The following is a 23,681-nucleotide window of genomic DNA, read 5'->3' on the forward strand; positions in this document are numbered from 1 at the left end:
GGATCACCGTCTTTCGGCATCGGGCTTCGCTTGAAGGGACTGCTCAAACGAGACCTTACTTTTTCAGTGCAAGGCCGACCGCGATGAAGGTCCAGCCCTGGAAGACTAGGTCGATTGCCAGGAACATGCCGAGTACCCACAGGCTGTTGACCGGCCAGCCCATGGCGATGATCAGGCCCGCAAGCACGCTAATGACGCCGGCCGCGACGATCCAGCCCCAGCCGCTTTCCGGGCGGTGGCTGTAGCCGACCCAGGCGCGCAGCGCGCCGGAAGCGACAAGCGCAACGGCCAGCAGGAAGGTCAGCACCGCGGAGGCCAGCAACGGATTGTCGAAAGCGAAAAATCCGGCCACCGCATAAAGCAGTCCGCTGAGCAGCCAATAGAAGAAGCGGCCCCAGGTCTTCACACCGAAGGCATGCATGATCTCGATGATGCCGGCCACCAGCATCAGCCATCCCACGACATAGACAGAAGCCACCGTGGCGATGAACAGATTCCCGAAGGCGATGCCGCCGAGGATCAGCAGCACCACGCCCAGACCGACAAACCATCCCCACTTGTCTCGCGTCTGGCCGATCGCGTTCTTCAGTGTATTGCCGTGCAAAGTCATGTCGCCACCTCCGTTGAGGTCTGCCAGTATGCGACGAAGTTAGCTTCGGTGCCAGTCCACCGCCAACCGGTGGCGGGCCGATGGTGCAGGCAATGCGGACCGGACGTCTCGCCCTTAAATCAAATTTTACCAAAGCCTCGTCAAAGCTGTCGCCGCAGGGCAGTTGTATCGTGTTAGTGGAGTGTCCATGAGTCCGGTCGGGAAGATTTCGGTAGCTTTGGCCACCATCATGCTGGCGACGTCAGGCGCGGCCAGGGCCGGCGACGGCGCTTTCGGCTGGTTGTCCGGCGACTGGTATCTGACGGTCGGCGCCACCGGCTTGGTCGCGCCGAATTTCGAGGGCGGCAAGAAATACATGCTCAGCGCCCAGCCCATCATCTCTTTGGGCAAGGCGGGTCCCGCGGCACGCTTCACGTCGCGTAACGACAATATTTCGCTGGCGCTTATCGATGATGGCGGCGTTCGCGCCGGCCTGACCGGCAAGTTCCTGTTCTCGCGCGATGATAGCGATGCCGACGAGCTCAAAGGCCTCGATCCGGTCCGCTGGGGCGGCGAAGTCGGCGGCTTCTTCGAATTCTATCCAACGGACTGGATGCGCGCGCGCGCCGAATTGCGGCATGGCATCCGCGCCCATAACGGCTTTGTCGCCGATATCTCCGCCGATGCTTTCTATGATGTGACGCCAACCGTGAGAATTTCAGGTGGGCCGCGCGTGTCCTTTGCCTCGGCGAACTATTTCGACGCCTATTATGGCGTCAATGCGCAGGAAGCCGCGGCCTCGGGCCTGAGCCAATATAATCCTGGCGGCGGCCTTAAATCCGTTGGCCTCGGTGGCGCGGTGACCTGGAAGGTGACCGATCCGATGACGGCCAGCCTGTTCGGCGAATATTCGCGCTTGAAAGGTCCGGCGGCCGATTCCAGCCTGGTCAGGGAGCGCGGCGACCGCAACCAGTTCATGGTCGGCGTGTCGACGACCTATCGCTTCGACTTCAAGATGTAAGCGAATCGAACGAGACGCTTTATTCCTGCGCCTATCTCCGCTAAAAGCCCAGCAATGACGAGCTTTTCGCGCCTTCACGCGCCGACGATACGAATTACCAGCCCGGTGTTCCTGGCGGCCTGAAGGCTGTCGGAGCCGCCGGGAATTTTGCGCGCGACCCCTCGCGCTTTTCCAGATCATCAAGGCATCTCGCCCAAAAGTGGCCCCGTTTTGGGAAAACGACAGGCGCAGAAGTAAAATCAACGCCGCAGGCCGCATGGCCCGGCACGCACATGGCAGACCAATGACTGACGAAACACTGGACACCCCGGCGATCGACTATTCCAAAACGCTTTACCTGCCGCGGACGGATTTCCCGATGCGCGCCGGCTTGCCCGAAAAGGAGCCGGTGCTGGTCAAGCGCTGGCAGGATATGGACCTCTACCGCAAGCTGCGCGACAGCTCTGCCGGCCGCGAGAAGTACGTGCTGCATGACGGCCCCCCCTACGCCAACGGCAACATCCATATCGGCCACGCGCTGAACAAGATCCTCAAGGACGTCGTCACCCGCTCGTTCCAGATGCGCGGCTACGACTCGAACTACGTGCCGGGCTGGGACTGCCACGGCCTGCCGATCGAATGGAAGATCGAGGAGCAGTATCGCGCCAAGGGCAAGAACAAGGACGAGGTGCCGGTCAACGAGTTCCGCAAGGAATGCCGGGATTTCGCCGCGCACTGGATCAATGTTCAGGGTGCGGAATTCCAGCGGCTCGGCGTCGTCGGTGATTTCAAGAACCCCTATACGACCATGGCTTTCCACGCCGAGGCGCGCATCGCCGGCGAGCTGCTGAAATTCGCCATGTCGGGCCAGCTCTATCGCGGCTCCAAGCCGGTGATGTGGAGCGTTGTCGAGCGCACGGCACTTGCCGAGGCGGAGATCGAATACCAGGACTATGAGTCCGACACGATCTGGGTGAAATTTCCGGTGGCCAATCTTGTCGTCGCCAGCGTCGTCGACGGCCAGCCGGCCGAATTCGATCCCGACCTGAGCGGGCGGTCGCTGGACCTGCTGGATGCCCATGTCGTCATCTGGACGACGACGCCATGGACCATCCCGGGCAATCGTGCCGTCAACTATTCGCCGCGCGTCGCCTACGGCCTCTACGAAGTCACGGCCGCCGAAAACGCGTTTGGGCCGCAGCCGGGGGAGAAGCTGATCTTTGCCGATGCGCTGGCCGAGGAAAGCCAGGCCAAGGCCAAGATCACCCTGAATCGCCTTCACGGCGTTTCGGCCGAACAGCTTGGAAGTCTTGTGCTTTCGCATCCCTTCAAGGGTCTCGGCGGCGGCTACGAATTCCAGGTGCCGCTGGTTGCCGGCGACCATGTCACCGACGATGCCGGCACCGGCTTCGTGCACACGGCGCCCGGCCACGGGCGTGAGGATTTTGACGCCTGGATGGATGCGGCGCCGGACCTTCGCCAGCGCGGTATCGACACGGTCATCCCCTTCACTGTCGATGATGCCGGCTTCTTCACCAAGGATGCGCCGGGCTTCGGCCCCGACCGCGAGGGCGGACCCGCGCGCGTCATCGACGACGATGGCAAAAAGGGCAACGCCAACCAGGCGGTCATCGACGAGCTGATCAAGCGCAACGCGCTGTTTGCGCGCGGCCGCCTGAAGCACAGCTATCCGCATTCCTGGCGCTCGAAAAAGCCGGTGATCTTCCGCAACACGCCGCAATGGTTCGTCTACATGGACAAGGATCTCGGCGACGGCACGACGCTGCGCAGCCGCGCGCTGAAGGCCATCGACGACACCCGCTTCGTGCCGCCCGCCGGCCAGAACCGCATCCGCGCCATGGTCGAGGAACGCCCGGACTGGGTGCTCTCGCGCCAGCGTGCCTGGGGCGTTCCGATCGCCGTCTTCGCCGACGCGGACGGCAATGTGCTCAGGGATGACGCCGTCAACCAGCGCATCATGGACGCCTTCGAGAACGAGGGCGCCGACGCCTGGTTCGCCGCCGGCGCCAAGGAGCGTTTCCTTGGCAATCACGACGCCTCCAAATGGAAGCAGGTGATGGACATCCTCGACGTCTGGTTCGATTCGGGCTCGACTCACGTCTTCACGCTGGAGGACCGTCCTGATCTCAAATGGCCGGCCGACGTCTATCTCGAAGGCTCCGACCAGCATCGCGGCTGGTTCCACTCCTCGCTGCTCGAAAGCTGCGGCACAAGGGGCAGGGCGCCTTACGACACTGTCGTCACCCATGGCTTCACCATGGACGAGGACGGCCGCAAGATGTCGAAATCGCTCGGCAACACCGTCGTTCCGCAGGATGTCATCAAACAGTCCGGCGCCGACATCCTGCGGCTCTGGGTGGTGACGACGGACTATTGGGAAGACCAGCGGCTCGGCAAGAACGTGCTGCAGACCAACATCGACGCCTACCGCAAGCTGCGCAATACTATTCGCTGGATGCTGGGTACGCTCGCCCATGACGATGGCGAGACCGTGCCGCTGGAAGAGATGCCGGAGCTGGAACGGCTGATGCTGCATCGGCTGGCCGAGCTCGACGAGGTGGTGCGTCAGGGCTACGACGCCTTCGAGTTCAAGCGTATCACCCGCGCGCTGCTCGATTTTATGGTGGTAGAGCTGTCGGCCTTCTATTTCGACATCCGCAAGGACGCGCTCTACTGCGAGGCGCCGTCGAGCGTGAAGCGCCAGGCCTCGGTGCAGGTGGTGCGTCATCTCTTCGATTGCCTGGTGAAATGGCTGGCGCCGATGCTGCCCTTCACCATGGAAGAGGCTTGGCTCGACCGTCATCCCGATGCGGTGTCGGTGCATCTCGACCAGTTCCCGGAAGTTCCGACGGAGTGGAAGAATGAGGCGCTGGCGGAGAAATGGCGCAAGGTGCGGCAGGTGCGCCGCGTCGTCACCGGAGCGCTCGAGATCGCGCGTGCCCAGAAGGTGATCGGCTCCTCGCTTGAGGCCGTCCCTGTCGTGACGATCAATGACGCTGCGCTCGAGGCGGCGATATCGGACGTCGATATGGCCGAGATGGCGATCACCAGTGATCTCGTGATTGCCCATGGCCAGGCGTCGGAAGGCGCTTTCACGCTCGATGACGTCAAGGGCGTCGCCGTGGTCGTCGAGAAGGCGCAGGACCGCGGCCTTGTCAAATGCGCGCGTTCCTGGCGCTACACGGCCGACGTCGGGCAGGATCCTGCCTTTCCCGGCGTCTCGGCGCGCGACGCCGCAGTGCTGCATGAGCTGAAAGCGCTCGGTAGGCTCTGATGCATGTCGCCCAAGAGTGTGTAGCGGTTTGGGACAACGACATGCATGCAGTCAAAAAGGTGCACAAATGCCACGCCGGGCGATGCAAATCCGCCCGCGCGTTGCCCTTAACGAGTGGTTGAGGTAAACACGCGAGACTCCGGAAGACAAATTGTCGCCGGATTTCCGTCGCAAGTGCGTAGACGATGGGGACCGGACATGGGCCGGTGACGATCGAGAGGCTGTCTAGAGTGGGACTTTTTGGCATGACCGAGAGATATAAGGCGCGCCTTGCGCTGCTGGCGCCGCTTTTCGCATCCGGGCTTGCTCTGGCCGGCTGCGTCGGCTCTCCGACCTACGGCACCGACAAGACCGCCGGCGAACAATTGGCCGGCGATCTATCGAGCGCCTTTTCCATTGCGCCGAAGCACAAGGACCAGATCGATTACAAGCCGCGTCCCACACTGGTGAAGCCGGCGCCTGGCCAGAAGGGCGCGCTGCCGGCTCCGCAGGACAGTATCGAAACGGCAAGTGCTCAATGGCCCGAATCGCCCGAGCAGCGCCGTGCACGTCTGCGTGCCGACGCCACCGCTCATCAGGATGATCCGTCTTACCAGTCGCAGATCGTTGATGACGTGCAGACGGACCCCGCATCTGTGAAAAAGGCGATGGAAGAGTCTGGCTCGAGCCATCCGCCGCGCTGGACGCCCGCTGATTCCGACAAGGGCCGCGCCGCCGAGATCCAGCGCCGCCTTGCCGAGAGCAAGCAGGGCGATCCGAACACCCGCAAATATCTCAGCGAGCCGCCGGTGGCTTATCGCGTCGCGGCCGACACCGCCCCGCAGGGTGAGCTCGGCGAGGACGAGTACAAGAAGGAACGCCGCCTGAAGAAAGAGGCGGAAGGCAAGAAGAGCGGCTGGTTCGACTGGTTGCCCTCGCTGTAACTGCTGGCCGCGCTGACCAGAGGTGGGCAGAGCGCCTGCGTCAGTCGCGGCGTTCCCTGAAGAAATCCTTTAGCAGCAGGCCCGCTTCGGTTTCGCCCATGCCAGGATAGATATCGGGCGTATGGTGACAGGTCGGCGAGGCGAAGAAGCGTACGCCATTGACCACCGCGCCACCCTTTTCGTCGGCGGCGCCAAAATAAAGCCGGCGCAATCTGGCGAAGGAAATGGCACCGGCGCACATGGCGCAGGGTTCGAGTGTCACATAAAGATCGTGGCCGGTGAGGCGCTCGCTCGAGAGTTTGCCGCAGGCTTCTCGTATGACCAGCATCTCGGCGTGCGCCGTTGGATCGGCAAGCTCGCGGGTACGGTTGCCGGCACTGGCCACAATCGTGCTGCCATTCGCAATGACGGCGCCGACCGGCACTTCGCCGCGCAGGGCTGCCGCTTCGGCCTCCTGCAGCGCCACGGCCATGAAATCCGGCCGCTTCACGCGGTTTCCATTCCCATTATCTCCTCGCCTCCCGGCGGTGATCCTGTTATTGAGCGCATCAACCTGAAAATCGGACTCGATTTTCAGAAATGATCATGCGCCAAATCAAAGTGCTACAGCGTTCGTTGCGCGCCCGAAAGGATGCGCCACGCTGTAGCAGCGCAAACGGACAAAGGCCACATGGACGACAACGACAAGAAATCTCCGCGCCAAAAAGGCCCGGGCAAGAAACCCGCGGCTCCGCGCCGCGACAGGGGCGGCAAGCCATCGTTCGGTGCCAAGAAGCCCTATGCGCCGCGTGGCGATCGGCCGATGGCCGCTGAGGGCGAGCGCCCGAAGCGCGACTTCAAGGGCGGCGACAAGCCATTCAGTAAGGGGCCACGCCCCGCGGGCAAGCCTTATGAGAAGCGCGAAGGCCCGCGCAAGCCCTATGCGCCTCGCGGCGACCGTCCGATGGCGCCCGAAGGCGAGCGCAAGCCGTATGAGAAGCGCGAGGGGCCGCGTAAGCCCTACGCCCCACGCGGCAACCGCCCAATGGCGGCCGAAGGCGAGCGCAAGCCATATGAAAAGCGCGAGGGGCCGCGTAAGCCCTACGCCCCGCGCGGTGATCGTCCGGTTGCTGCTTCGGCGGAGGGCGGCGAAAAGCGCTTCGACCGTCCCAAGCGTGACTTCGCAGATCGTCCGAAGCGTGACTTCGGTGACCGTCCCAAGCGCGACTTCGGGAGCGACAGACCCAAGCGTGATTTCAGTGATCGGTCCCAAGGTGCATCGGGCGGCGGTTTCAAGCCGCGTCCGCGGCCGGCGGAAGCAACGGAAGAAGCCGGCGAGCGCATCGCCAAGCGGCTGGCGCGTGCCGGTCTCGCCTCGCGCCGCGATGCCGAGGACCTGATCGCTGCCGGCCGCGTCAAGGTCAATGGCCGGGTGCTGGCTTCGCCGGCTTTCAATGTCATGCCCGACGACATCATTCATCTCGACGGCATGGAAATTCCGCCGATCGAACGCACGCGTCTGTTCCTGTTTCACAAGCCGGCCGGCGTCGTCACCACCAACCGCGATCCCGAAGGCCGCAAGACCGTCTTCGACGTGCTGCCGGCCGAATTGCCGCGGCTGATGACCATCGGCCGGCTCGACATCAACACTGAGGGCTTGCTGCTGCTCACCAACGATGGCGGTCTGTCGCGCGTGCTCGAACTGCCGGCCACCGGCTGGCTGCGCCGCTACCGCGTGCGCGTCCACGGCAAGGTCGAGGAAAGCGCGCTGGCCGGCCTGCGCGAAGGCATTGCCGTCGACGGTGTCTTCTATGGCGCTATCGAGGCCAGTCTCGACCGCGAGCAGGGCTCCAACGCCTGGCTGACGATCGGCTTGCGCGAGGGCAAGAACCGTGAGGTCAAGAACATTCTCGGCGCGCTCGGCCTCGATGTGACGCGGCTGATCCGCATTTCCTACGGGCCCTTCCAGCTCGAGGATCTTCCGGAGGGCCATGTGCTGGAGATCAAGGGCCGGGTGCTGCGCGACCAGCTTGGCGAGCGGTTGGTGGAGGAATCCGGCGCGAACTTCGACGCCGAGATAGCAAAACCGTTTTCCAACAAGCCGGTGCGGCGCACCGAGACCCGTGAAGCAGAGCCCGAGCGGCCGAAATTCACGCGTGACGGCGAGCGCCGGCCGATCGGCGAGGGCGGGTTGATCAAGAACCGCAAGCGCCGGGAAGGCAGCCGCGACGAGGCGCTCGGCAAACTGTCGACAAGTCCCGACAGAAGTTCATCGGAAAAGAGCTTTGGCGAACGCGGTCCGAGGCCCGAACGCGGCGGCTTCGGCGATAAGCCGCGCGGTGGCTTCGGGGACAAGCCTCGTGGCGGCGGCAAGAAATCCGAGCGCGAGCAGCGGCCGATCGAGCCGCCCGGCCAGCGCAAGGCCAATGTCTGGATGGCGCCGGGTGCCCGGCCGATCGGCAAGGGCAGGGCGGAGGCCGAAGCGGCCAAGGCCGCCGACGCCAAGGCGCGCAAGGCCTCGTTCAAGCCGGCCTATGGCAAGCCCGGCGGCAAACCGGTCGGTGCAAAGCCGTTCGGCAAGCCGCGTGGCGAGCGTCCAGGCGGCGCGGGTGGCGGTGAGCGTCCGCGCGGCGGTCCCAAGGGCCCCAGGACAAGATGAGGATCGTTGGCGGGGAGTTTCGCGGGCGTCCGCTGGCGACGCCCCGCAGCAGCGCCATCCGTCCGACGACCGACCGCACCCGCGAGGCCGTCTTCAACGTGCTGGCGCATCGCTTCGCCGGTCAACTGGACGGAGCACGCGTGCTCGATCTGTTTGCCGGGACCGGCGCGCTTGGTCTGGAAGCACTGTCGCGCGGCGCGTCCTACGGAGTCTTCATCGAGGAGTCGGCCGAAGGCCGTGGCTTGATCCGCGACAATGTCGAGGCCTTCGGCCTGACCGGCCGCACCAAGATCTTCCGCCGCGACGCAGCCGCCCTTGGCGAGGCAGGCACGCTGGCGCCGTTCGGCCTCGTCTTCGCCGATCCGCCCTATGGCAAGGGCCTCGGCGAGCGCGCCCTGCAGTCGGCCAGTGCCGGCGGCTGGCTGCGCCCCGGTGCACTGTGCGTGGTTGAGGAGACGGCGGCGGTTCCATTTGAACCCGGCCCCGGCTTTTCGGTGCTTGATGAGCGCAACTACGGCGAGACCGTCATCCGCTTCATCGAGGCTGCGTGACACGCCTGCGCCCAGCGGCGGCCTCTTTGCCGCCGCCTTTGCCGGCAACATAGCCAACAATTCACTTTGCTTGTCACAAGCACCTTGCCTATCGTCTTGCCGAGGAAACCGGAGCCATTGATGACACAAAGGGCTGAATGGCTGCGGATGGCGCTGCTGGCGACATCGCTGGCCTTTACCATGGCCGGCCCGGTGCTGGCCGACGGCCCGGTATTGCCCAATACGGTGCCGGCCGAGTTCAAGGTGACGGATTTCCTGCTCGACAACGGCATGGAGGTGGTCGTCATTCCCGACCACCGCGCGCCGATCGTCACCCATATGGTGTGGTACAAGATCGGCAGTGCCGACGAGCCGCCGGGCAAATCCGGCATCGCCCATTTCTTCGAGCATCTGATGTTCAAGGCGACGACCAATCACGCGGCCGGCGAGTTTGACCGCGCCGTCTCCGACATTGGCGGCTCCAACAACGCTTTCACCTCCTACGATTACACCGCTTTCCACGAGACGGTGGCGCCATCGGCGCTCGAGTTGATGATGAGCTTCGAGGCGGACCGCATGCGCAACCTCGTCCTGACCGATGATGTCATCAAGACCGAGCGCGATGTCATTCTCGAGGAGCGCCGCTCGCGCATCGACAACAATCCGCAGGCGGTGCTCGACGAGGAAGTCGATGCCACGCTGTGGCAGAACCAGCCCTATCGCATTCCGGTCATCGGCTGGATGCAGGAGATGGAGCAGTTGAACCGCACCGACGCGGTGGCCTTCTATAACGAATACTACCGGCCCAACAACGCCGTGCTGATCGTGGCCGGTGATGTCGAACCCGACACGGTGAGGGCCCTCGCCGAGAAGACCTATGGCAAGGTGGCCCGCGGGCCGGACCTGCCGCCGCGCGTACGCCCGGTGGAGCCGGAACAGAACACCAAGCGCACCGTCACACTCTCCGATGCCCGCGTCAGCGTACCGAGTTTTTCGACGCAATGGGTGGTGCCGTCCTACCACACCGCCAAGCCGGGCGAGGGCGAAGCGCTCGACCTGCTGGCCGAGATCCTCGGCGGCGGCAACCGCAGCCGGCTCTACCAGGCGCTGGTGGTCCAGCAAGGCATCGCTTCCAGCGCTGGTGCCTATTTCCAGGGCACCATGCTCGACGACACCAATTTCACCGTCTACGGCGTGCCGCGCGGCGACGCCAAGCTGGCCGATGTCGAGGCCGCGGTCGATGCCGAGGTGGCGCGCATCGCGAGCGACGGCGTCACATCGGATGAGCTCGAAAAGGCCAAGAACCGCTATGTCAGGTCGATGATCTTTGCCCGCGACAAGCAGGATTCCATGGCCAACATCTATGGCTCGACCCTGGCTACCGGCGGCAACGTGCAGGATGTCCAGCACTGGCCGGACCGCATCCGCAGGGTCACGGCGGACGAAGTCAAGGCCGTCGCCGCGCGCTATCTGGTGCTGGCTCGCTCGACGACCGGCTATCTCGTGCCGCAGCAACAGGCGGGGAATTGATGATGAGCCAGCACCACCATCCCACAAGGGGAGAAGGTAAGGCGCGTGCCGCACTGGCAACCCTCTTCCTCTCCATCTTCTTCCTGATCTTGCCGGCGCTTGCCGCCCGCGCCATGGAGATCCAGTCGGTGACCTCTTCGAAGGGTGTCACTGCCTGGCTGGTGGAGGACTATTCCGTGCCGGTCGTCGCCATCCGCTTCGTCTTCGGCGGCGGCTCGACGCAGGATCCGCCAGGGAAAGAAGGCCTGGCCAACCTGATGACCGGCCTGTTCGACGAAGGCGCCGGCTCTCTCGACTCGGAAGCCTTCCAGATCAGGCTCGACGATGCCGGCGCCGAGATGAGTTTCGAAGAGACCCGCGACGGTGTCTATGGTTCGATGCGCATGCTGGCTGAACAGCGAGACGAGGTGTTCGATCTGTTGCGGCTGGCGGTCAACGAGCCGCGCTTCGATCAGGCACCGATCGACCGCATCCGCGCCCAAATCCTGTCCGGCATCATCGCCAACGAGAATGACCCCGACACGGTGGCGCAGAACCGCTGGACACGCGCCATCTATGGCGACCATCCCTATTCGCGCTCCGACCAGGGCACAAGACAGAGCATTGCCGCCATCACGCAGGACGATCTCAAGGCCCTGCACAAGGCGGTGTTCGCGCGCGGCGGCCTGCATGTCGCCGTGGTCGGCGCCATCGATGCCGAAACGCTGAAGAAGAAGCTGGACACGGTGTTCGGCGATCTGCCGCAGAACCAGGCGCTTGCCCCTGTCGCGGATATTGAGCCCAAGCTGGCGCAGCGTGTGGAGGTCAATTACGACCTGCCGCAGACCTCGCTCCAGCTCGCCTGGCCCGGCGTGAAGCGCAAGGCGGCGGATTTCTTCCCCACCGTGCTGATGAACGAAATCCTCGGCGGCGGCACCTTCACCTCGCGCCTGTTCCAGGAGGTGCGTGAAAAGCGTGGGCTGGCCTACAGCGTCAATTCTTCGTTGGTCAACCAGGACCACGCCAATGCGCTGATCGTCAGCACCGGAACGCGCTCCGACCGTGCGGCCGAGACGCTCGGCATCGTGCGCGACGTCGTCAAGCGACTGGCGGAGGAGGGCCCGACCGAGGCCGAACTTGCGGCGACCAAGAAATATCTGATTGGCGCCTATGCCATCAACAATCTGGACTCCTCCAGCTCCATCGCCGCGACGCTGGTCGAGCTGCAACTGGACGATCTCGGCATCGACTACATGCAGCGTCGCGCCGGCTACATCAATGCGGTGACGCTGGATCAGGTCAAGGCGGCGGCGCGGAAGCTGCTCTCGGCCGAGCCGACCATCATGGTGGTCGGGCCTCCGCTGGCCGCGGCCGGTAAGGGATGAGCCCGACTTTCGGCATAGCGTTCGGCGGCGGCGGTGCGCGCGGTCTGGCGCATATCCATGTCATCGAGGCGCTGGACGAACTCGGCATCAGGCCGGTGGCGATCGCGGGTTCGTCGATCGGTGCCATCATGGGCGCCGGCATGGCATCGGGTATGACCGGCAAGGACATCCACGACTATGCCCGCTCGATCCTCGGCCGGCGTGCGGAAGTGGCGAGCCGCATGTGGCGCGCGCGGCCGGGCACGATCGCGGAAGCTATGCAAGGCGGCATCCGGGTCAGCCAGTTCAATGTCGAGCGCATCCTGAAGGCCTTCCTGCCCGAGGCCATTCCCGAAACCTTCGCCGAGCTGAAGATCCCGCTGAAGGTGACGGCGACGGACTATTTCGGCCACAAGCTCGCCGTGTTCGACGATGGTGACCTGCACTCCGCGCTTGCCGCCTCTGCCGCCATTCCCGCCGTCTTTCGGCCGGTGACCCGCGACGGCAGGCTGCTGATCGACGGCGGCATATACAATCCCGTGCCGTTCGACCTGATCGAGGACGACGCCGACATCATCATTGGCGTCGACGTGGTCGGCGCGCCGGAAGAAGCCGACCGCAAACAGCCGACCTCCGTCGACTTGATGTTCGGCGCCACGCAACTCATGATGCAGTCGATCATCGCCAACAAGCTGAAACAGTGCCGCCCCGACATATTGGTCCGCCCGGCAGTGTCAAAATACCGCGTCCTCGATTTCCTGAAGATCGACGCCCTGATGAACGAAACGGCCGACATCAAGGATCGATTGAAGCGGGAGGTGGAGAGGGTTGTGGACGCGCGGGCTGGCAAGAGCGAGCGCGGGAATCGGGTGGCTGGGTAATCGTCAGGTTTTCGGGCCGATCCTTATCGGGCGAGGCGACGCTTGATGCGATCCACGACCATGCGAATTGGGGCAGATGTGCGCCAGGTCGTGCTGGACATTATGGCGGCGAGGTGGGTCTGCGCGTCCAGGCTCGCCTTTCGCATGCATTCAACCTCATCAGACAGCTTTGAGTTGTCGGACTGCAACTGCTCTATTTCGGCGTGGATTTTTGGATAATGCACCTTGGCTACGTGTGACCATAGCTGCCGCCGTGATCGCTCGAGATAAGTCTCCCGATCCAAGGCGTGAGGTTGAAGCTGGTCCCGGACCGCTGATGCCAGCCCGCCCAGGCCCATAACGGCCACGGTGTCTGGAAGGAACACCGTTTCGTATGTGATGCCGATATGATCGAGGAAACGTTCCGCGTTGACGATCGCGTCCGCGATCAGGTTGGCGTCATGGAAGGAAACAATGCAGTCCGGTTTCATAAGTGAATAAACGCCGACAAAGTCCGAGAAACAGGCCCTGTTCGTATGCTCGCCGTCGATCAGCGCAACTGTGGCTTTGAAGGCGACCGCATCGGGACGCACATCGGAGACGTCGCTGTCGATCGTGGTCAGTTTGGCCATTGCAGCAGGGGGAAGCCAATCCGACAGCCCGGCGATCATGCGGGCAGCTGAGTTTTCTGGATAATGAAAGACTTGGGAGCGCTCGTCAGGCTGCGCCGGAGGGCGGGGATCGACGGATATCGCTGCCTCGCAGGCCGGATCAATCAAGTGCGGGAACAAGCTGCCGCCGAGATGTGAGCCAACCTCCAGATACACATAATGGCCCAGCACTGACCGGGCGAAATTCTGCACGCGCAGGAAACTCTTGCGGTCACTGAGGGTGCTCTCGGTCTTGACCTGGAAAGCGGCAATATCGAGCCTCTCGATCATGCCCATGGCTTCATCTAGGGTTGGCATTGGACGGTTTCCTAGGCAACTGATTGCGACTTGCTTTCACGGCGCTTTGGATCGACGTCGCGAATTGATGGTCGTTCCGTTGCACTTCGGCTGGATATCCGCAACAGCATATTTCGATATGGAAACGTGATGCACTGAAAGGTCGATTGTGAACCGCCTCTATACAGATCTCCTGATCAAGATCATTGCCAATACAATCTACGGCTCCGGCTCGCAGGTGATTGATCCGGCGAAAGTCGGGGAAACGACGCCCTTCAATCGCGAGGATCGCCTCCTGGGCCGCGATTGGCCGGCGATTGCTCATTCCATGGCGGGTGTGAGACGTTTGACGAACGTGCGTGACCTCGTCCAGCAAGCCATTGATGAGAACGTGCCTGGGGATTTCATCGAGACCGGTGTTTGGCGCGGTGGCTGCTGCATTCTCATGCGCGGCGTGCTGGCCGCCAACGCAATCACGGACAGGAAGGTCTATGTCGCCGACTCATTCGACGGTCTGCCGCCGCCGGACGCCGAAAATTTTCCAGCCGACCAGGGAGACAGGCTGTACGAATATCGCCAGTTAGCGATTGACCAGGCTCAGGTTCAATCCAACTTTGCTGCCTATGACCTTTTGGACGATCAGGTGGTCTTCGTCAAAGGCTTGTTCGGGGACACCTTGCCGGACTTGAAAGCCGGCCCATTCGCCCTCATCCGACTGGACGGCGATATGTATGAGTCGACGACGGATAGCCTTGAAGCGCTTTATCCAAGGCTGTCACCCGGCGGCTTTGCGATCATCGACGACCTTGCGCATCTGCCATGCCGAAAGGCAGTTGAGGATTATCGCGCACGCAACCACATCACTGCGCCGATGCATGAGATAGACTGGACAGGCGGTTGGTGGCAAAAGCCGATTGTCGACAACTGAGCCACGGAAGCGCGATGAAGCAGAACCTCGTGTCGGTCGTTGTTGTCGCGTACAACATCGCCCGAGAACTGCCCCGAACGCTGCTTTCGCTTGCATTGCCCTATCAGCAAGGTGTGACGACGGACGACTACGAGGTGATCGTCGTAGATAACGGATCGTCACCTGCGGTCAGCGAGAGCCTTATCGCGGAATATGGATCAAACTTTCGCCTGCTGCGCATCGATGACGCGTCACCCTCGCCTGCGGCTGCCGTCAATCGCGGGATCATGGCTGCAAGGGGCGACAAGATCGGCGTGATGATCGACGGTGCGCGAATCGTGACGCCCGGTTTGGTGCATTTCGCGCGCATCGGCCTGGACATGGCATCGACGGCAGTCGTAGCCGCGCCTGGCTGGTATCTTGGAAGCGATATCCAAGCCAATGCGCCTGCGAATGGTTACACAAGGGCGATCGAGGATTCGCTTTTGCAATCGATCCAATGGCCGGAAGATGGCTATCGGTTGTTCGAGATCGGGACGATGGATGAATCGTCGGTCGATCCGTGGTTCTCACCGATACACGAAGCGAATGTCCTCTTCATGAGCCGGGAGGGCTGGCAGGCGATCGATGGCATGGATGAGCGCTTCAGCTGTCCGGGGGGCGGCCTCGTCAACCTCGACACGCTCGAACGCGCGATGAAGTTGCCGCAAGCACAGCTCATCCTCACTCTGGGAGAGGGCACATTTCACCAACTGCATGGCGGCGTGTCCACCAATGCAAGCCTCGAGCAGCAGCGCAAGAACTGGATTGTCTGGAAGGCAGAAAGGGATGCACTGAGGGGGGCAGGCGAGTTTACCTTTCACACCCCCTCGGCATTCGTAGGTTCGCTGCCTCCATCGCTTCTGCCGCATCTTGCCCGAGCGACAATTGCAAACCCATTCAGGGTCGCGCCAGCCACCGCCGCTGGCTTCAGGGCGCATCTGAAGCCGCCAGAAGAGCGCGAGCCGACGAACCGGACTGCCGCGGCGCTGGTCGAGTTGGCCAAGGGGCGATTTCAGTCAGGGCATTACCAAGCGGCGGCAGACATCCTTCGGATGGCAAGCACGCATGCACCCGCCGAGCTTGCGGCGTCGCGCCTTCTTGCGTCCGCCGCTATTCTTGCCCGGCACGATCCGGTTCGAGATGCCGCCTATTTTGCGGCGATCGGCGATGCGTATCTTGCCATCGGCGAGAGCGAAAAAGCTGCGGTCCAGTACCGCAAGGCGCTGGAACTCGCCCCCGAGATCGCGACGAACCTTGGGGAGGCGCTTTGTCTTGTCGCGAACGTATCGGAGCCAGCGATTGCGCGGCTCAAGGCCAATTTAGCCGGAAAAGGAGGGCAATCTACGCGGCCAGCACCGGTACAAACCGAGATTGAGGAGACTTTGATGGGCGGCGGGTTCCTGCACCAGTATTTTTTGAACAACAGCGGCAAGGAAATGTACAAATGGCTGCATTATTTCGACGTTTATGAACGTCATTTCGAGAGGTTCAGGAACCGGAGCCCCGTGATCGTTGAAGTGGGCGTCTACAAAGGAGGATCGCTTGAGATGTGGCGAGCCTATTTCGGTGAGGGTGCTCGGATTGTAGGCCTTGATATCGATCCTGCATGCAAGGCACATGAGTCAGAAGGCATTGAAGTTTTCATCGGCAGTCAGGATGACACCGAACTCCTCGACAAGGTCGTCAGCAAGTACGGTCCCATAGACGTCGTCATCGACGACGGCAGTCACATGATGGATCACGTGCTTGCGACATTTGAGCATCTCTACCAGCACGTGCAGCCGTACGGGGTTTACCTCGTCGAGGACACGCATACGAGCTATTGGGGCGACTATGGTGGCGGGCTCCGTAAGCCTGGGTCTTTCATGGAATTCGCCAAGAGAAAGCTCGACGAGATCAACGCGCATCATACGCGTGGCGCATTGCCGGCGAACGCATTCACCAATTCGACGGATTCAATTTGTGTCTATGACAGCGTTGTCGTCTTTGAAAAACGACCGCAAGGCAAACGTCAATCGATCGTGACTGGCAAGGGCTAGAGCCCACCCAGCGCCGCTGCATCCGAAATCCGGGCAATGCCATCCGATAGCAGCGAGCCGCCGATGGTGGCCACGCGGGTCTGGAGTGCCGGCTGAACCAATCAAGCCGGCCTCAGTCCTTCGCCCGCTCCACATACGAGCCGTCCGCCGTCATCACCACGACGCGGGTGCCGGGGGCGATGTGCGGGGGCACGGTGGTACGCACACCATTGGAGAGCAAGGCAGGCTTGTAGGAGGACGATGCCGTCTGGCCCTTGGTCGTCGGCTCGGTTTCGACGACTTCAAAGGTGGCGCGCTGCGGCAGCACCAGCGCGATCGCGATGCCGTTGAACTGCGAAACTTGCACCGGCATGCCTTCCTGCAGGTAGGGTGCCGCGTCGCCAACCACGGCTTCCGATACCGCCACCTGGTCGTAGGTTTCCGGGTTCATGAAATGATAGCCTTCGCCGTCGGCGTAGAGGAACGTGTGCTCGCGTTCCTCGACATAGGCGCGCTCGACCTGTTCGGTGGTGCGGTAGCGCTCGGAAACCTTCACCCCGTCGCCGATACGGCGCATGTCGAGCTGCGTGACCGGGGTGCCCTTGCCTGGGTGGATGTTTTCGGCAAAGAGGATCACATAAAGCTTGCCGTCCTTGTCGACGACATTGCCTTTGCGGAGCGAACTGGCGATGACTTTCACCACGGTTTTAAATCCTGCGAGAGTTGACTGGCGTTTGCCGGCTTGTGCGGCGCTGGATGGGGCCCTAGCGCATCTTGGCGCGAACCGCCAGCCCCCCAGGCGAATCGGCATGCGTTCAATCCGCCCATGACCGCCGCTTCGCCCTGGTGGACGCCGCATGTCCATGCTGACCGCCGCCCCCGCCTGATGCTGCGAAGCGGCCTCACGGCCGCCCTGCGCGACTGGTTCACCCGCAACGATTTCGTCGAAGTGGAAACGGCGGCCCTGCAGGTCTCGCCCGGCAACGAGGCGCATCTGGCCGCTTTCGCCACGGAAGCGATCGGGCCGGATGGCGCGCGCTCGCCGCTTTATCTCCATACCTCGCCGGAATTCGCCTGCAAGAAGCTGCTCGCCGCCGGTGAGGCCAGGATTTTCAGCCTGGGTCCGGTCTACCGCAACCGCGAACGCGGCCCTTTGCACCATCCCGAATTCACCATGCTCGAATGGTACCGGGTGGGCGAGCCCTATGAGAGCCTGATGCGCGATTGCGCTGAGCTGCTGGCGCTGGCCGCGACCAGGGCAGGGGCTACGCTCTTTTCCTTCCGTGGCCGCGATTGCGATCCGTTTGCCGATCCGGAACGGCTGACGGTGGCGGATGCCTTCATGCGCCATGCCGGCATCGATCTGCTGGCCACGGTCGCCGCCGATGGCGGCACCGACCGCGACGCGCTGTACGCCGCCCTGACCAAGGCCGGCATGCGCACGGCGCCCGACGACAGCTGGGCCGACCTGTTCAGCCGTGTGATGGTGGAAAAAATCGAGATCAATCTCGGCATCGGCCAGGCGACCATCCTGTGCGAATATCCGCTGGCCGAGGCGGCCCTTGCCCGGCCAAGCCCCAGGGATGCGCGCGTCGCCGAGCGCTTCGAGCTCTATTGCTGCGGTGTCGAACTCGCCAACGGTTTTGGCGAGCTTACCGACGCGGCCGAGCAGCGACGTCGCTTCATCATCGAGATGGATGAGAAAGAGCGCATCTATGGCGAGCGCTATCCGCTGGACGAGGATTTTCTCGCTGCCCTTGCCATCATGCCGCAGGCCAGCGGCATCGCGCTCGGCTTCGACCGGCTGGTGATGCTGGCAACGGGCGCGCAAAAGATCGAGGATGTGATCTGGACGCCGGTCGCGGCGTCCTGAACGACAGCGCCCGCTGCGAGCCTTCGCGTCCTCAGTGCGCGAAAACCTGCTCCAGTGAGCGAAAGCCCTTGAATTCCAGGGCGTTGCCAGAAGGGTCGCGGATGAACAGCGTCGCCTGTTCGCCCGGCTCGCCCTTGAAGCGGACCATCGGCCGTTCCAGCCAGTCGATGTCGTCGCGCGCTTCCAGCCGCGTCGCCAGGCGCTGCCAGTCGTCCATCAACAGCACGGCACCGAAATGCGGGATCGGCACGGTGATGCCGTCTACCTTGCCGTCGCTGGCGGCTTGCGCGGGCCGCAGATGCGCCGACATCTGGTGGCCGTAAAGGTCGAAATCGACCCAGGTCGCCGACGAACGGCCGATCGCGCAGCCCAGCACCTCGCCATAGAAAGTGCGGGTTTCATCGAGATCACGGACCGGAAAGGCGAGATGGAAAGGCGTCATCGAAGATGCTCCGTGCGGGCTGGCGGCTGATTTTGCGTCACTCGGGCCGCGATGGGTACCGCGAACCTGCATTTTGATTGAAGCCTATGCCATTGCACAAGCCGGACCGGAACAATAGATGGGTGGGCAGCGGCCAGGCTCTGGCCCCGACAGCAGGATCACAGTCATGGCCGATACATCAGACGCAGCAAAATTGACCGACCGCGTCGCGGCGCTCGTCGAGGCCGCCAAGAAGGCCGGCGCTGATGCCGCCGACGCGGTGGCCGTGCGCGGCCGCTCCACCGGCGTGTCGGTTCGGCTCGGCAAGGTCGAGGCCACCGAATCATCGGAGGCCGAGGACGTCTCGCTGCGCGTCTTCGTCGGCCAGAGAGTGGCCAGCGTCTCGGCCACCGCCGCATCCGACCCGGTTTCACTCGCGGAGCGGGCCGTGGCGATGGCGAAAGTGTCGCCGCAGGATCCCTATCAGGGCCTTGCCGATCCGGCGTTGCTTGCGAAGCAAATGCGCGATCTAGACCTGTTCGACGCCACCGAAGTCTCCGCCGATCAGTTGAAGGAGGCCGCCCTTGCCGCGGAAGCGGCGGCGCTTGCGGTCAGGGGCGTGACCAATTCGTCAGGCAGCAATGCCAGCGCCGGGCTGGGCGGGCTGGTGCTGGCCACGTCGCACGGCTTTCTCGGCCACTATGTCGCCTCGCGGTTTTCGCGTTCTGCCAGCGTCATCGCCGGCGAAGGCACCGGCATGGAGCGCGACTATGAATTCTCCTCGCGCCAGCATTTTGCCGATCTCGATGCGCCTGAAGAGATCGGCCGCAAGGCCGGCGAACGCGCCGTGCGCCGCATCGGCGCGCGAAAGGCGGCGACCGGCCCGGTCGATGTGGTGTTCGACCCGCGCGTCGCGCGCGGCATTGCCGGCCACCTTGCCGGCGCCATCAATGGCGCCTCCGTCGCGCGCAAGACCTCGTTTCTGCGCGACATGATGGGCAAGCAAGTGGCCGCGTCCGCGATCACGGTCACCGACGAGCCGCTCAGGCCGCGTGGCCAGGCCTCGCGCCCGTTCGATGGCGAAGGCGTCGAGGGCGAGAAGCTTCTGATGGTCGAAAAGGGCGTGCTCAACCACTGGTTCCTGTCGACCTCGGCGGCGCGAGAGCTTGGCCTCGTCACCAATGGGCGGGGATCGCGCAGCGGCTCTTCCGTATCGCCATCCTCCACCAATCTCGCCATCGAGCCGGGGGAGCGCTCACCGGAGGATCTGATCAAGTCGCTCAAGACCGGTTTCTACGTCACCGAAGTGTTCGGGCAGGGCGTCGACATGGTCACCGGCGAATACAGCCGCGGCGCCTCCGGTTTCTGGATCGAGAACGGCGCGCTGGCCTATCCGGTCGCCGAAGTCACCATCGCCTCCAACCTGAAGACCATGTTCCTGAACATGGTGCCGGCGAACGACCTCGACCGCAATTTCGGCACGGCCGCCCCAACGCTCCTGATCGAAGGCATGACCCTTGCCGGAGCATGAACTGACCACTGCCGGTGCCCCCTCTGGCGCTATCGGGGATCTGCCGCTGCTGCGCGATGCCGCCCGCGAGGCGGGCCTCATCGCCATGCGTTATTTCGGCAACAGTCCGCAAGTCTGGATGAAGGGCGGCACTTCGCCGGTCAGCGAAGCCGATCATGCGGCGGATGCCTATCTGCGCCGCACGCTGCTGGCGGCGCGGCCGGACTATGGCTGGCTTTCGGAAGAGACGGTCGACGATCCGGTGCGGCTTTCGGCGCGCCGCACCTTCGTCGTCGACCCGATCGACGGCACGCGTGGCTTCCTGGAAGGTCAGCGCACCTGGTGCGTCAGCGTTGCCGTCGTCGAAAACGGACGCACGCTGGCCGGCGTGCTCGAATGCCCGGCGATGAACGAGATCTATTGGGCGTTGCCCGGCCAGGGCGCATTCCGCAACGGCAAGCGCATTGCGGTGCGCACGCTTGGGGATAAGGCCGAGATATCCGGGTTGAAGCAGTTGATCGACCTGGTGCCCTCCGGCTGGCAGAAGCGGTTGACACGGGCGCCCTACAGCCCTTCGCTTGCCTACCGCCTGGCGATGATCGCCAACGGCACGCTCGACGCCACCTTCGTCAAGCCGAACGCGCATGACTGGGATATCGCCGCCGCCGATCTTATCCTGCGCGAGGCGGGCGGCCAGTTGCTCGACCCGCATGGCCGCGCCCCGCTCTACGCCGGCGAGGTGACCCGCCACGGCGCGCTCGCCGCCGGCAGCGGTGATTTGCTGGCGGTGCTCGTCGATGTCATCGCCGGGCTGGATGCGTGAAAGCATTTTCGAAGGTTCCAAAGTCATCGGCTTTGGTCTAGACCTGTCGCAAACTCACAATATGTGAAGGACCGACATGGCCGCGGAAGACGGAAAGAAACAGCTTTTGCATCTGGTGTTCGGCGGCGAACTGAAGAAGCTTGGCGGCACGGAGTTCCGCGATCTCGAGGCGCTCGACATCGTCGGCATCTATCCGGACTATCAATCCGCGCACACAGCGTGGAAAGCCAAGGCGCAAGCCAGCGTGGACAATGCCCATATGCGTTATTTCGTCGTTCATCTGCACCGTCTGCTGGACCCCGACAACAAGGTCGTCGGTTGATTTCGATGGAGCATGATCTGGCGAAAGAGCCAGCCGGCGAGGCCGCGCCCGCAGGCAGGGGCGGCAGCCGCACGACCAAGGCCTTCTGGCGCAAGATACGCGAACCGCTCGCGCAGTCGCGATTCGTCAAGAATGCCATTGCCAGCCTGCTCGCGCAGTTCGTGCGGCTGGTTCGCCTGACCAGTCCCTTGGTCGCCGGGTCGGCGCGCTTTTCGGGAGGCGCCTACGCCGAGTTCGAACCAGGCATCATCGCCTTGTGGCACGGCCAGCATCTTTTGACGCCCGCCTACTATCCCAAGCGCAAGCCGCTGGTCGCCATGGTGTCGCGCAGCGCCGATGCCGAGCTCAACGCGCTGATGCTGGAGAAATTCGGCATCGAGGCGGTGCGCGGTTCGGGCGGGCGTGACAACGCCAGGCATCTCGACAAGGGTGGGGCCAAGGCACTGATCGCCCTCAAAAAGTCGCTCACCGCCGGCAAGAACGTCGCCATGATCGCGGACATTCCCCACGGTACACCGCGCGACGCGGGGCTTGGTATCGTTCTCCTGGCTCGCCTCTCAGGCCGGCCGCTCCTGCCGGTCGCCATCGCCACCAGCCGCCGCAAGGTACTGAAGAAGAGCTGGGACAAGACCACCATAAACCTGCCATTCGGCCGTTCCGCGGTAACCATCGGGGCGCCGATCTTTGTGGCCGCGGACGCCGACGACGCCGAAATGGAGCGCAAGCGCCAGGAAATCACCACCGCACTCAATGCCGCGACGGCCGAGGCCTACCGCCTCGTGGACGGTCCACGATGAGCGGCCGCTGGGCGCGTGCGATGCTGACGGCATACCGTTTCGCGGGTGCCGCCGCCTATCCGCTGATCGGACCCTATGTCGCCTGGCGCACCTCGCGCGGCAAGGAGGACCGCAACCGCCGCCGCGAGCGCTATGGCGTCGCCGGCCGCCCGCGCCCCGAAGGGCCTGTTATCTGGATACATGCCGCCAGCGTCGGCGAGACCATAGCCGTCGTGCCGCTGGTCGAAAGCATTCTCGACTATGGCGTCAACATCGTGCTGACGACCGGCACCGTGACATCGGCCCAGGTTGCCGACGAGCGGCTCGGCGACCGCATCATCCATCAATATGTGCCGCTCGATCTGAAGCCGGCGGTCAGCCGGTTCCTCGATCACTGGCGGCCGGATCTGGCGATCATCGCCGAATCCGAGATCTGGCCGATGACCATCCTCGAGCTTGGCGCGCGCCACGTTCCGCAGGTGCTGGTCAATGGCAGGCTTTCCGACCGCTCGTTCATCTCGTGGAAGAAGCGGGCCAATATCGCCGAGGCGCTGTTCGAGAATCTCGCCCATGTCGTTGCCCAATCCGATGTCGACGGCGAGCGTTTTCGCGCGCTTGGCGCCCGGCCGGTCACGGTGTCGGGCAACCTTAAGGTCGATACCAATCCCCCGCCGGCCGACGGACGGGCGCTGGCCTCGTTGCAGCGGCAGATCGGCGGCCGCCCGACCTGGGCGGCGATCTCGACCCATGACGGCGAGGAAGTGGTCGCGGCGGAAGTCCACGCGATGCTGCACAAGCGCCACCAAGGTCTGCTGACGATCGTCGTCCCGCGCCATCCCGATCGCGCCGACGCGCTTGCCGCGCAGATTTCAGGCATGGGCCTGAAGGTCGCGCGGCGCAGCAAGGGCGACCGTATCGGGCCCGACATCGATATCCTTCTCGGCGATACGATTGGCGAGATGGGGCTTTATCTCCGATTGACCGAGATCGCCTTCGTCGGCCGCTCGCTGACCTCCGAGGGCGGCCAGAATCCGCTCGAGCCGGCCATGCTCGACACTGCGGTTCTCGCCGGGCGCAATGTGCAGAATTTTCGCGAAGCCTACCAGCGCCTCATCGACAGCGGTGGCGCCAAGCTGGTGCGCGATCGCGACATGCTGGCTGGTGCCGTCAACTTCCTTTTGACCAATGAAGTCGCACGCCACGAGATGATGGCCGCTGGAGTGGCGACCGTCGATGAGATGCGCGGCGCGCTGGCGCGCACGCTGAAATCGCTTGAACCCTATATCCAGCCGCTGGTTGTCAAGTCGCGCCTGAAGGGCGCGAACGGGCGTTAA

General features: G+C 63.5%; 21 protein-coding genes. 16 read left to right on the plus strand and 5 right to left on the minus strand.

Annotation, left to right across the window (positions count from 1 at the left end):
* Positions 1-55 precede the first annotated feature (55 nt).
* On the minus strand, positions 56-610 hold the full coding sequence (locus tag FJ958_RS01015; protein WP_140738250.1) for an HdeD family acid-resistance protein: 555 nt from the start codon (positions 608-610) through the stop codon (positions 56-58).
* A 229-nt stretch (positions 611-839) separates the two neighbouring features.
* Between FJ958_RS01015 and FJ958_RS01020 the strand changes: the two genes are divergently transcribed.
* From FJ958_RS01020 to FJ958_RS01030, 3 genes are all read left to right on the plus strand, one after another.
* On the plus strand, positions 840-1,610 hold the full coding sequence (locus FJ958_RS01020; RefSeq protein ID WP_246679469.1) for a MipA/OmpV family protein: 771 nt from the start codon (positions 840-842) through the stop codon (positions 1,608-1,610).
* 283 nt (positions 1,611-1,893) lie between these two features.
* Entirely contained in the window at positions 1,894-4,884 is a 2,991-nt protein-coding gene (ileS, locus tag FJ958_RS01025; protein ID WP_140738256.1) for an isoleucine--tRNA ligase, read from the plus strand.
* Positions 4,885-5,129: 245 nt separating this feature from the next.
* Positions 5,130-5,807, plus strand: a complete 678-nt coding sequence (locus FJ958_RS01030; protein WP_140738259.1) for a hypothetical protein — start codon at positions 5,130-5,132, stop codon at positions 5,805-5,807.
* A 40-nt stretch (positions 5,808-5,847) separates the two neighbouring features.
* Here the strand turns inward: FJ958_RS01030 and FJ958_RS01035 are convergent, their stop codons facing one another.
* The gene (locus tag FJ958_RS01035; RefSeq protein ID WP_140738262.1) at positions 5,848-6,297 is read right to left on the minus strand and encodes a nucleoside deaminase; all 450 of its coding nucleotides are present in this window, start codon (positions 6,295-6,297) and stop codon (positions 5,848-5,850) included.
* 180 nt (positions 6,298-6,477) lie between these two features.
* On the opposite strand from FJ958_RS01035, the gene FJ958_RS01040 reads away from it, so the two are divergent.
* The 5 genes from FJ958_RS01040 to FJ958_RS01060 all read left to right on the plus strand — a co-directional run bounded on the left by FJ958_RS01040 (position 6,478) and on the right by FJ958_RS01060 (position 12,729).
* On the plus strand, positions 6,478-8,445 hold the full coding sequence (locus tag FJ958_RS01040; protein WP_140738265.1) for a pseudouridine synthase: 1,968 nt from the start codon (positions 6,478-6,480) through the stop codon (positions 8,443-8,445).
* On the plus strand, positions 8,442-8,996 hold the full coding sequence (gene rsmD, locus FJ958_RS01045) for a 16S rRNA (guanine(966)-N(2))-methyltransferase RsmD (RefSeq protein ID WP_140738268.1): 555 nt from the start codon (positions 8,442-8,444) through the stop codon (positions 8,994-8,996). Before FJ958_RS01040 ends, rsmD begins: the two co-directional genes overlap by 4 nt.
* 120 nt (positions 8,997-9,116) lie before the next feature.
* Positions 9,117-10,505, plus strand: coding sequence for a pitrilysin family protein (locus FJ958_RS01050; protein WP_140738271.1), 1,389 nt, complete (start codon positions 9,117-9,119; stop codon positions 10,503-10,505).
* Positions 10,505-11,869 carry a pitrilysin family protein gene (locus FJ958_RS01055; protein ID WP_246679455.1) on the plus strand — a complete coding sequence of 455 codons (1,365 nt, stop codon included), beginning with the start codon at positions 10,505-10,507 and terminating at the stop codon, positions 11,867-11,869. Before FJ958_RS01050 ends, FJ958_RS01055 begins: the two co-directional genes overlap by 1 nt.
* A complete protein-coding gene (locus FJ958_RS01060; RefSeq protein ID WP_140738277.1) occupies positions 11,866-12,729 on the plus strand; it encodes a patatin-like phospholipase family protein in 864 nt (287 codons plus the stop codon). Before FJ958_RS01055 ends, FJ958_RS01060 begins: the two co-directional genes overlap by 4 nt.
* Before the next feature lie 23 nt (positions 12,730-12,752).
* Here FJ958_RS01060 and FJ958_RS01065 read toward each other — a convergent pair whose 3' ends face one another.
* Positions 12,753-13,676 (minus strand): class I SAM-dependent methyltransferase, encoded by a 924-nt coding sequence (locus FJ958_RS01065; RefSeq protein ID WP_140738280.1) that lies wholly within the window; start codon positions 13,674-13,676, stop codon positions 12,753-12,755.
* A gap of 148 nt (positions 13,677-13,824) precedes the next feature.
* Here FJ958_RS01065 and FJ958_RS01070 point away from each other — a divergent pair, with 148 nt between their 5' ends.
* Positions 13,825-14,583 carry a TylF/MycF/NovP-related O-methyltransferase gene (locus FJ958_RS01070; protein ID WP_140738283.1) on the plus strand — a complete coding sequence of 253 codons (759 nt, stop codon included), beginning with the start codon at positions 13,825-13,827 and terminating at the stop codon, positions 14,581-14,583.
* Between the two features lie 14 nt (positions 14,584-14,597).
* Positions 14,598-16,643: a glycosyltransferase gene (locus FJ958_RS01075; RefSeq protein WP_140738286.1), complete on the plus strand. Its 2,046-nt coding sequence runs from the start codon at positions 14,598-14,600 to the stop codon at positions 16,641-16,643.
* A 112-nt stretch (positions 16,644-16,755) separates the two neighbouring features.
* On the opposite strand, the gene efp is transcribed toward FJ958_RS01075, so the two are convergent.
* The gene (gene efp, locus FJ958_RS01080) at positions 16,756-17,325 is read right to left on the minus strand and encodes an elongation factor P (protein WP_140613495.1); all 570 of its coding nucleotides are present in this window, start codon (positions 17,323-17,325) and stop codon (positions 16,756-16,758) included.
* 123 nt (positions 17,326-17,448) lie between these two features.
* Here efp and epmA point away from each other — a divergent pair, with 123 nt between their 5' ends.
* Positions 17,449-18,495 (plus strand): EF-P lysine aminoacylase EpmA, encoded by a 1,047-nt coding sequence (gene epmA, locus FJ958_RS01085; protein WP_140738289.1) that lies wholly within the window; start codon positions 17,449-17,451, stop codon positions 18,493-18,495.
* 31 nt (positions 18,496-18,526) lie between these two features.
* Here the strand turns inward: epmA and FJ958_RS01090 are convergent, their stop codons facing one another.
* Positions 18,527-18,937 (minus strand): VOC family protein, encoded by a 411-nt coding sequence (locus FJ958_RS01090; RefSeq protein ID WP_140507312.1) that lies wholly within the window; start codon positions 18,935-18,937, stop codon positions 18,527-18,529.
* Positions 18,938-19,103: 166 nt separating this feature from the next.
* Here FJ958_RS01090 and FJ958_RS01095 point away from each other — a divergent pair, with 166 nt between their 5' ends.
* The 5 genes from FJ958_RS01095 to waaA all read left to right on the plus strand — a co-directional run bounded on the left by FJ958_RS01095 (position 19,104) and on the right by waaA (position 23,681).
* Positions 19,104-20,447: a TldD/PmbA family protein gene (locus FJ958_RS01095; RefSeq protein WP_140738292.1), complete on the plus strand. Its 1,344-nt coding sequence runs from the start codon at positions 19,104-19,106 to the stop codon at positions 20,445-20,447.
* The gene (locus FJ958_RS01100) at positions 20,434-21,249 is read left to right on the plus strand and encodes a 3'(2'),5'-bisphosphate nucleotidase CysQ (RefSeq protein ID WP_140738294.1); all 816 of its coding nucleotides are present in this window, start codon (positions 20,434-20,436) and stop codon (positions 21,247-21,249) included. Before FJ958_RS01095 ends, FJ958_RS01100 begins: the two co-directional genes overlap by 14 nt.
* Before the next feature lie 76 nt (positions 21,250-21,325).
* Positions 21,326-21,571, plus strand: a complete 246-nt coding sequence (locus tag FJ958_RS01105) for a DUF4170 domain-containing protein (protein ID WP_140696113.1) — start codon at positions 21,326-21,328, stop codon at positions 21,569-21,571.
* 5 nt (positions 21,572-21,576) lie between these two features.
* On the plus strand, positions 21,577-22,368 hold the full coding sequence (locus FJ958_RS01110) for a lysophospholipid acyltransferase family protein (protein WP_140738296.1): 792 nt from the start codon (positions 21,577-21,579) through the stop codon (positions 22,366-22,368).
* Positions 22,365-23,681 carry a lipid IV(A) 3-deoxy-D-manno-octulosonic acid transferase gene (gene waaA / locus FJ958_RS01115; RefSeq protein ID WP_140738298.1) on the plus strand — a complete coding sequence of 439 codons (1,317 nt, stop codon included), beginning with the start codon at positions 22,365-22,367 and terminating at the stop codon, positions 23,679-23,681. The genes FJ958_RS01110 and waaA overlap by 4 nt, the downstream gene beginning before the upstream one ends.

The organism is Mesorhizobium sp. B2-3-5 (assembly GCF_006442395.1).
In the GTDB taxonomy this organism is placed as follows: domain Bacteria; phylum Pseudomonadota; class Alphaproteobacteria; order Rhizobiales; family Rhizobiaceae; genus Mesorhizobium.

Excerpts from the sequence above, each read along its gene's own strand:
- FJ958_RS01105 (WP_140696113.1), top strand. The coding sequence starts at position 21,326 with ATGGCCGCGGAAGACGGAAAGAAACAGCTTTTGCATCTGGTGTTCGGC.
- FJ958_RS01075 (WP_140738286.1), top strand. The coding sequence starts at position 14,598 with ATGAAGCAGAACCTCGTGTCGGTCGTTGTTGTCGCGTACAACATCGCC.
- FJ958_RS01040 (WP_140738265.1), top strand. The coding sequence starts at position 6,478 with ATGGACGACAACGACAAGAAATCTCCGCGCCAAAAAGGCCCGGGCAAG.
- rsmD (WP_140738268.1), top strand. The coding sequence starts at position 8,442 with ATGAGGATCGTTGGCGGGGAGTTTCGCGGGCGTCCGCTGGCGACGCCC.
- waaA (WP_140738298.1), top strand. The coding sequence starts at position 22,365 with ATGAGCGGCCGCTGGGCGCGTGCGATGCTGACGGCATACCGTTTCGCG.
- epmA (WP_140738289.1), top strand. The coding sequence starts at position 17,449 with ATGACCGCCGCTTCGCCCTGGTGGACGCCGCATGTCCATGCTGACCGC.
- FJ958_RS01055 (WP_246679455.1), top strand. The coding sequence starts at position 10,505 with ATGATGAGCCAGCACCACCATCCCACAAGGGGAGAAGGTAAGGCGCGT.
- FJ958_RS01060 (WP_140738277.1), top strand. The coding sequence starts at position 11,866 with ATGAGCCCGACTTTCGGCATAGCGTTCGGCGGCGGCGGTGCGCGCGGT.
- FJ958_RS01090 (WP_140507312.1), bottom strand. The coding sequence starts at position 18,937 with ATGACGCCTTTCCATCTCGCCTTTCCGGTCCGTGATCTCGATGAAACC.
- FJ958_RS01050 (WP_140738271.1), top strand. The coding sequence starts at position 9,117 with ATGACACAAAGGGCTGAATGGCTGCGGATGGCGCTGCTGGCGACATCG.
- FJ958_RS01065 (WP_140738280.1), bottom strand. The coding sequence starts at position 13,676 with ATGCCAACCCTAGATGAAGCCATGGGCATGATCGAGAGGCTCGATATT.
- FJ958_RS01110 (WP_140738296.1), top strand. The coding sequence starts at position 21,577 with ATGGAGCATGATCTGGCGAAAGAGCCAGCCGGCGAGGCCGCGCCCGCA.
- FJ958_RS01030 (WP_140738259.1), top strand. The coding sequence starts at position 5,130 with ATGACCGAGAGATATAAGGCGCGCCTTGCGCTGCTGGCGCCGCTTTTC.
- FJ958_RS01095 (WP_140738292.1), top strand. The coding sequence starts at position 19,104 with ATGGCCGATACATCAGACGCAGCAAAATTGACCGACCGCGTCGCGGCG.
- ileS (WP_140738256.1), top strand. The coding sequence starts at position 1,894 with ATGACTGACGAAACACTGGACACCCCGGCGATCGACTATTCCAAAACG.
- FJ958_RS01015 (WP_140738250.1), bottom strand. The coding sequence starts at position 610 with ATGACTTTGCACGGCAATACACTGAAGAACGCGATCGGCCAGACGCGA.
- FJ958_RS01020 (WP_246679469.1), top strand. The coding sequence starts at position 840 with ATGCTGGCGACGTCAGGCGCGGCCAGGGCCGGCGACGGCGCTTTCGGC.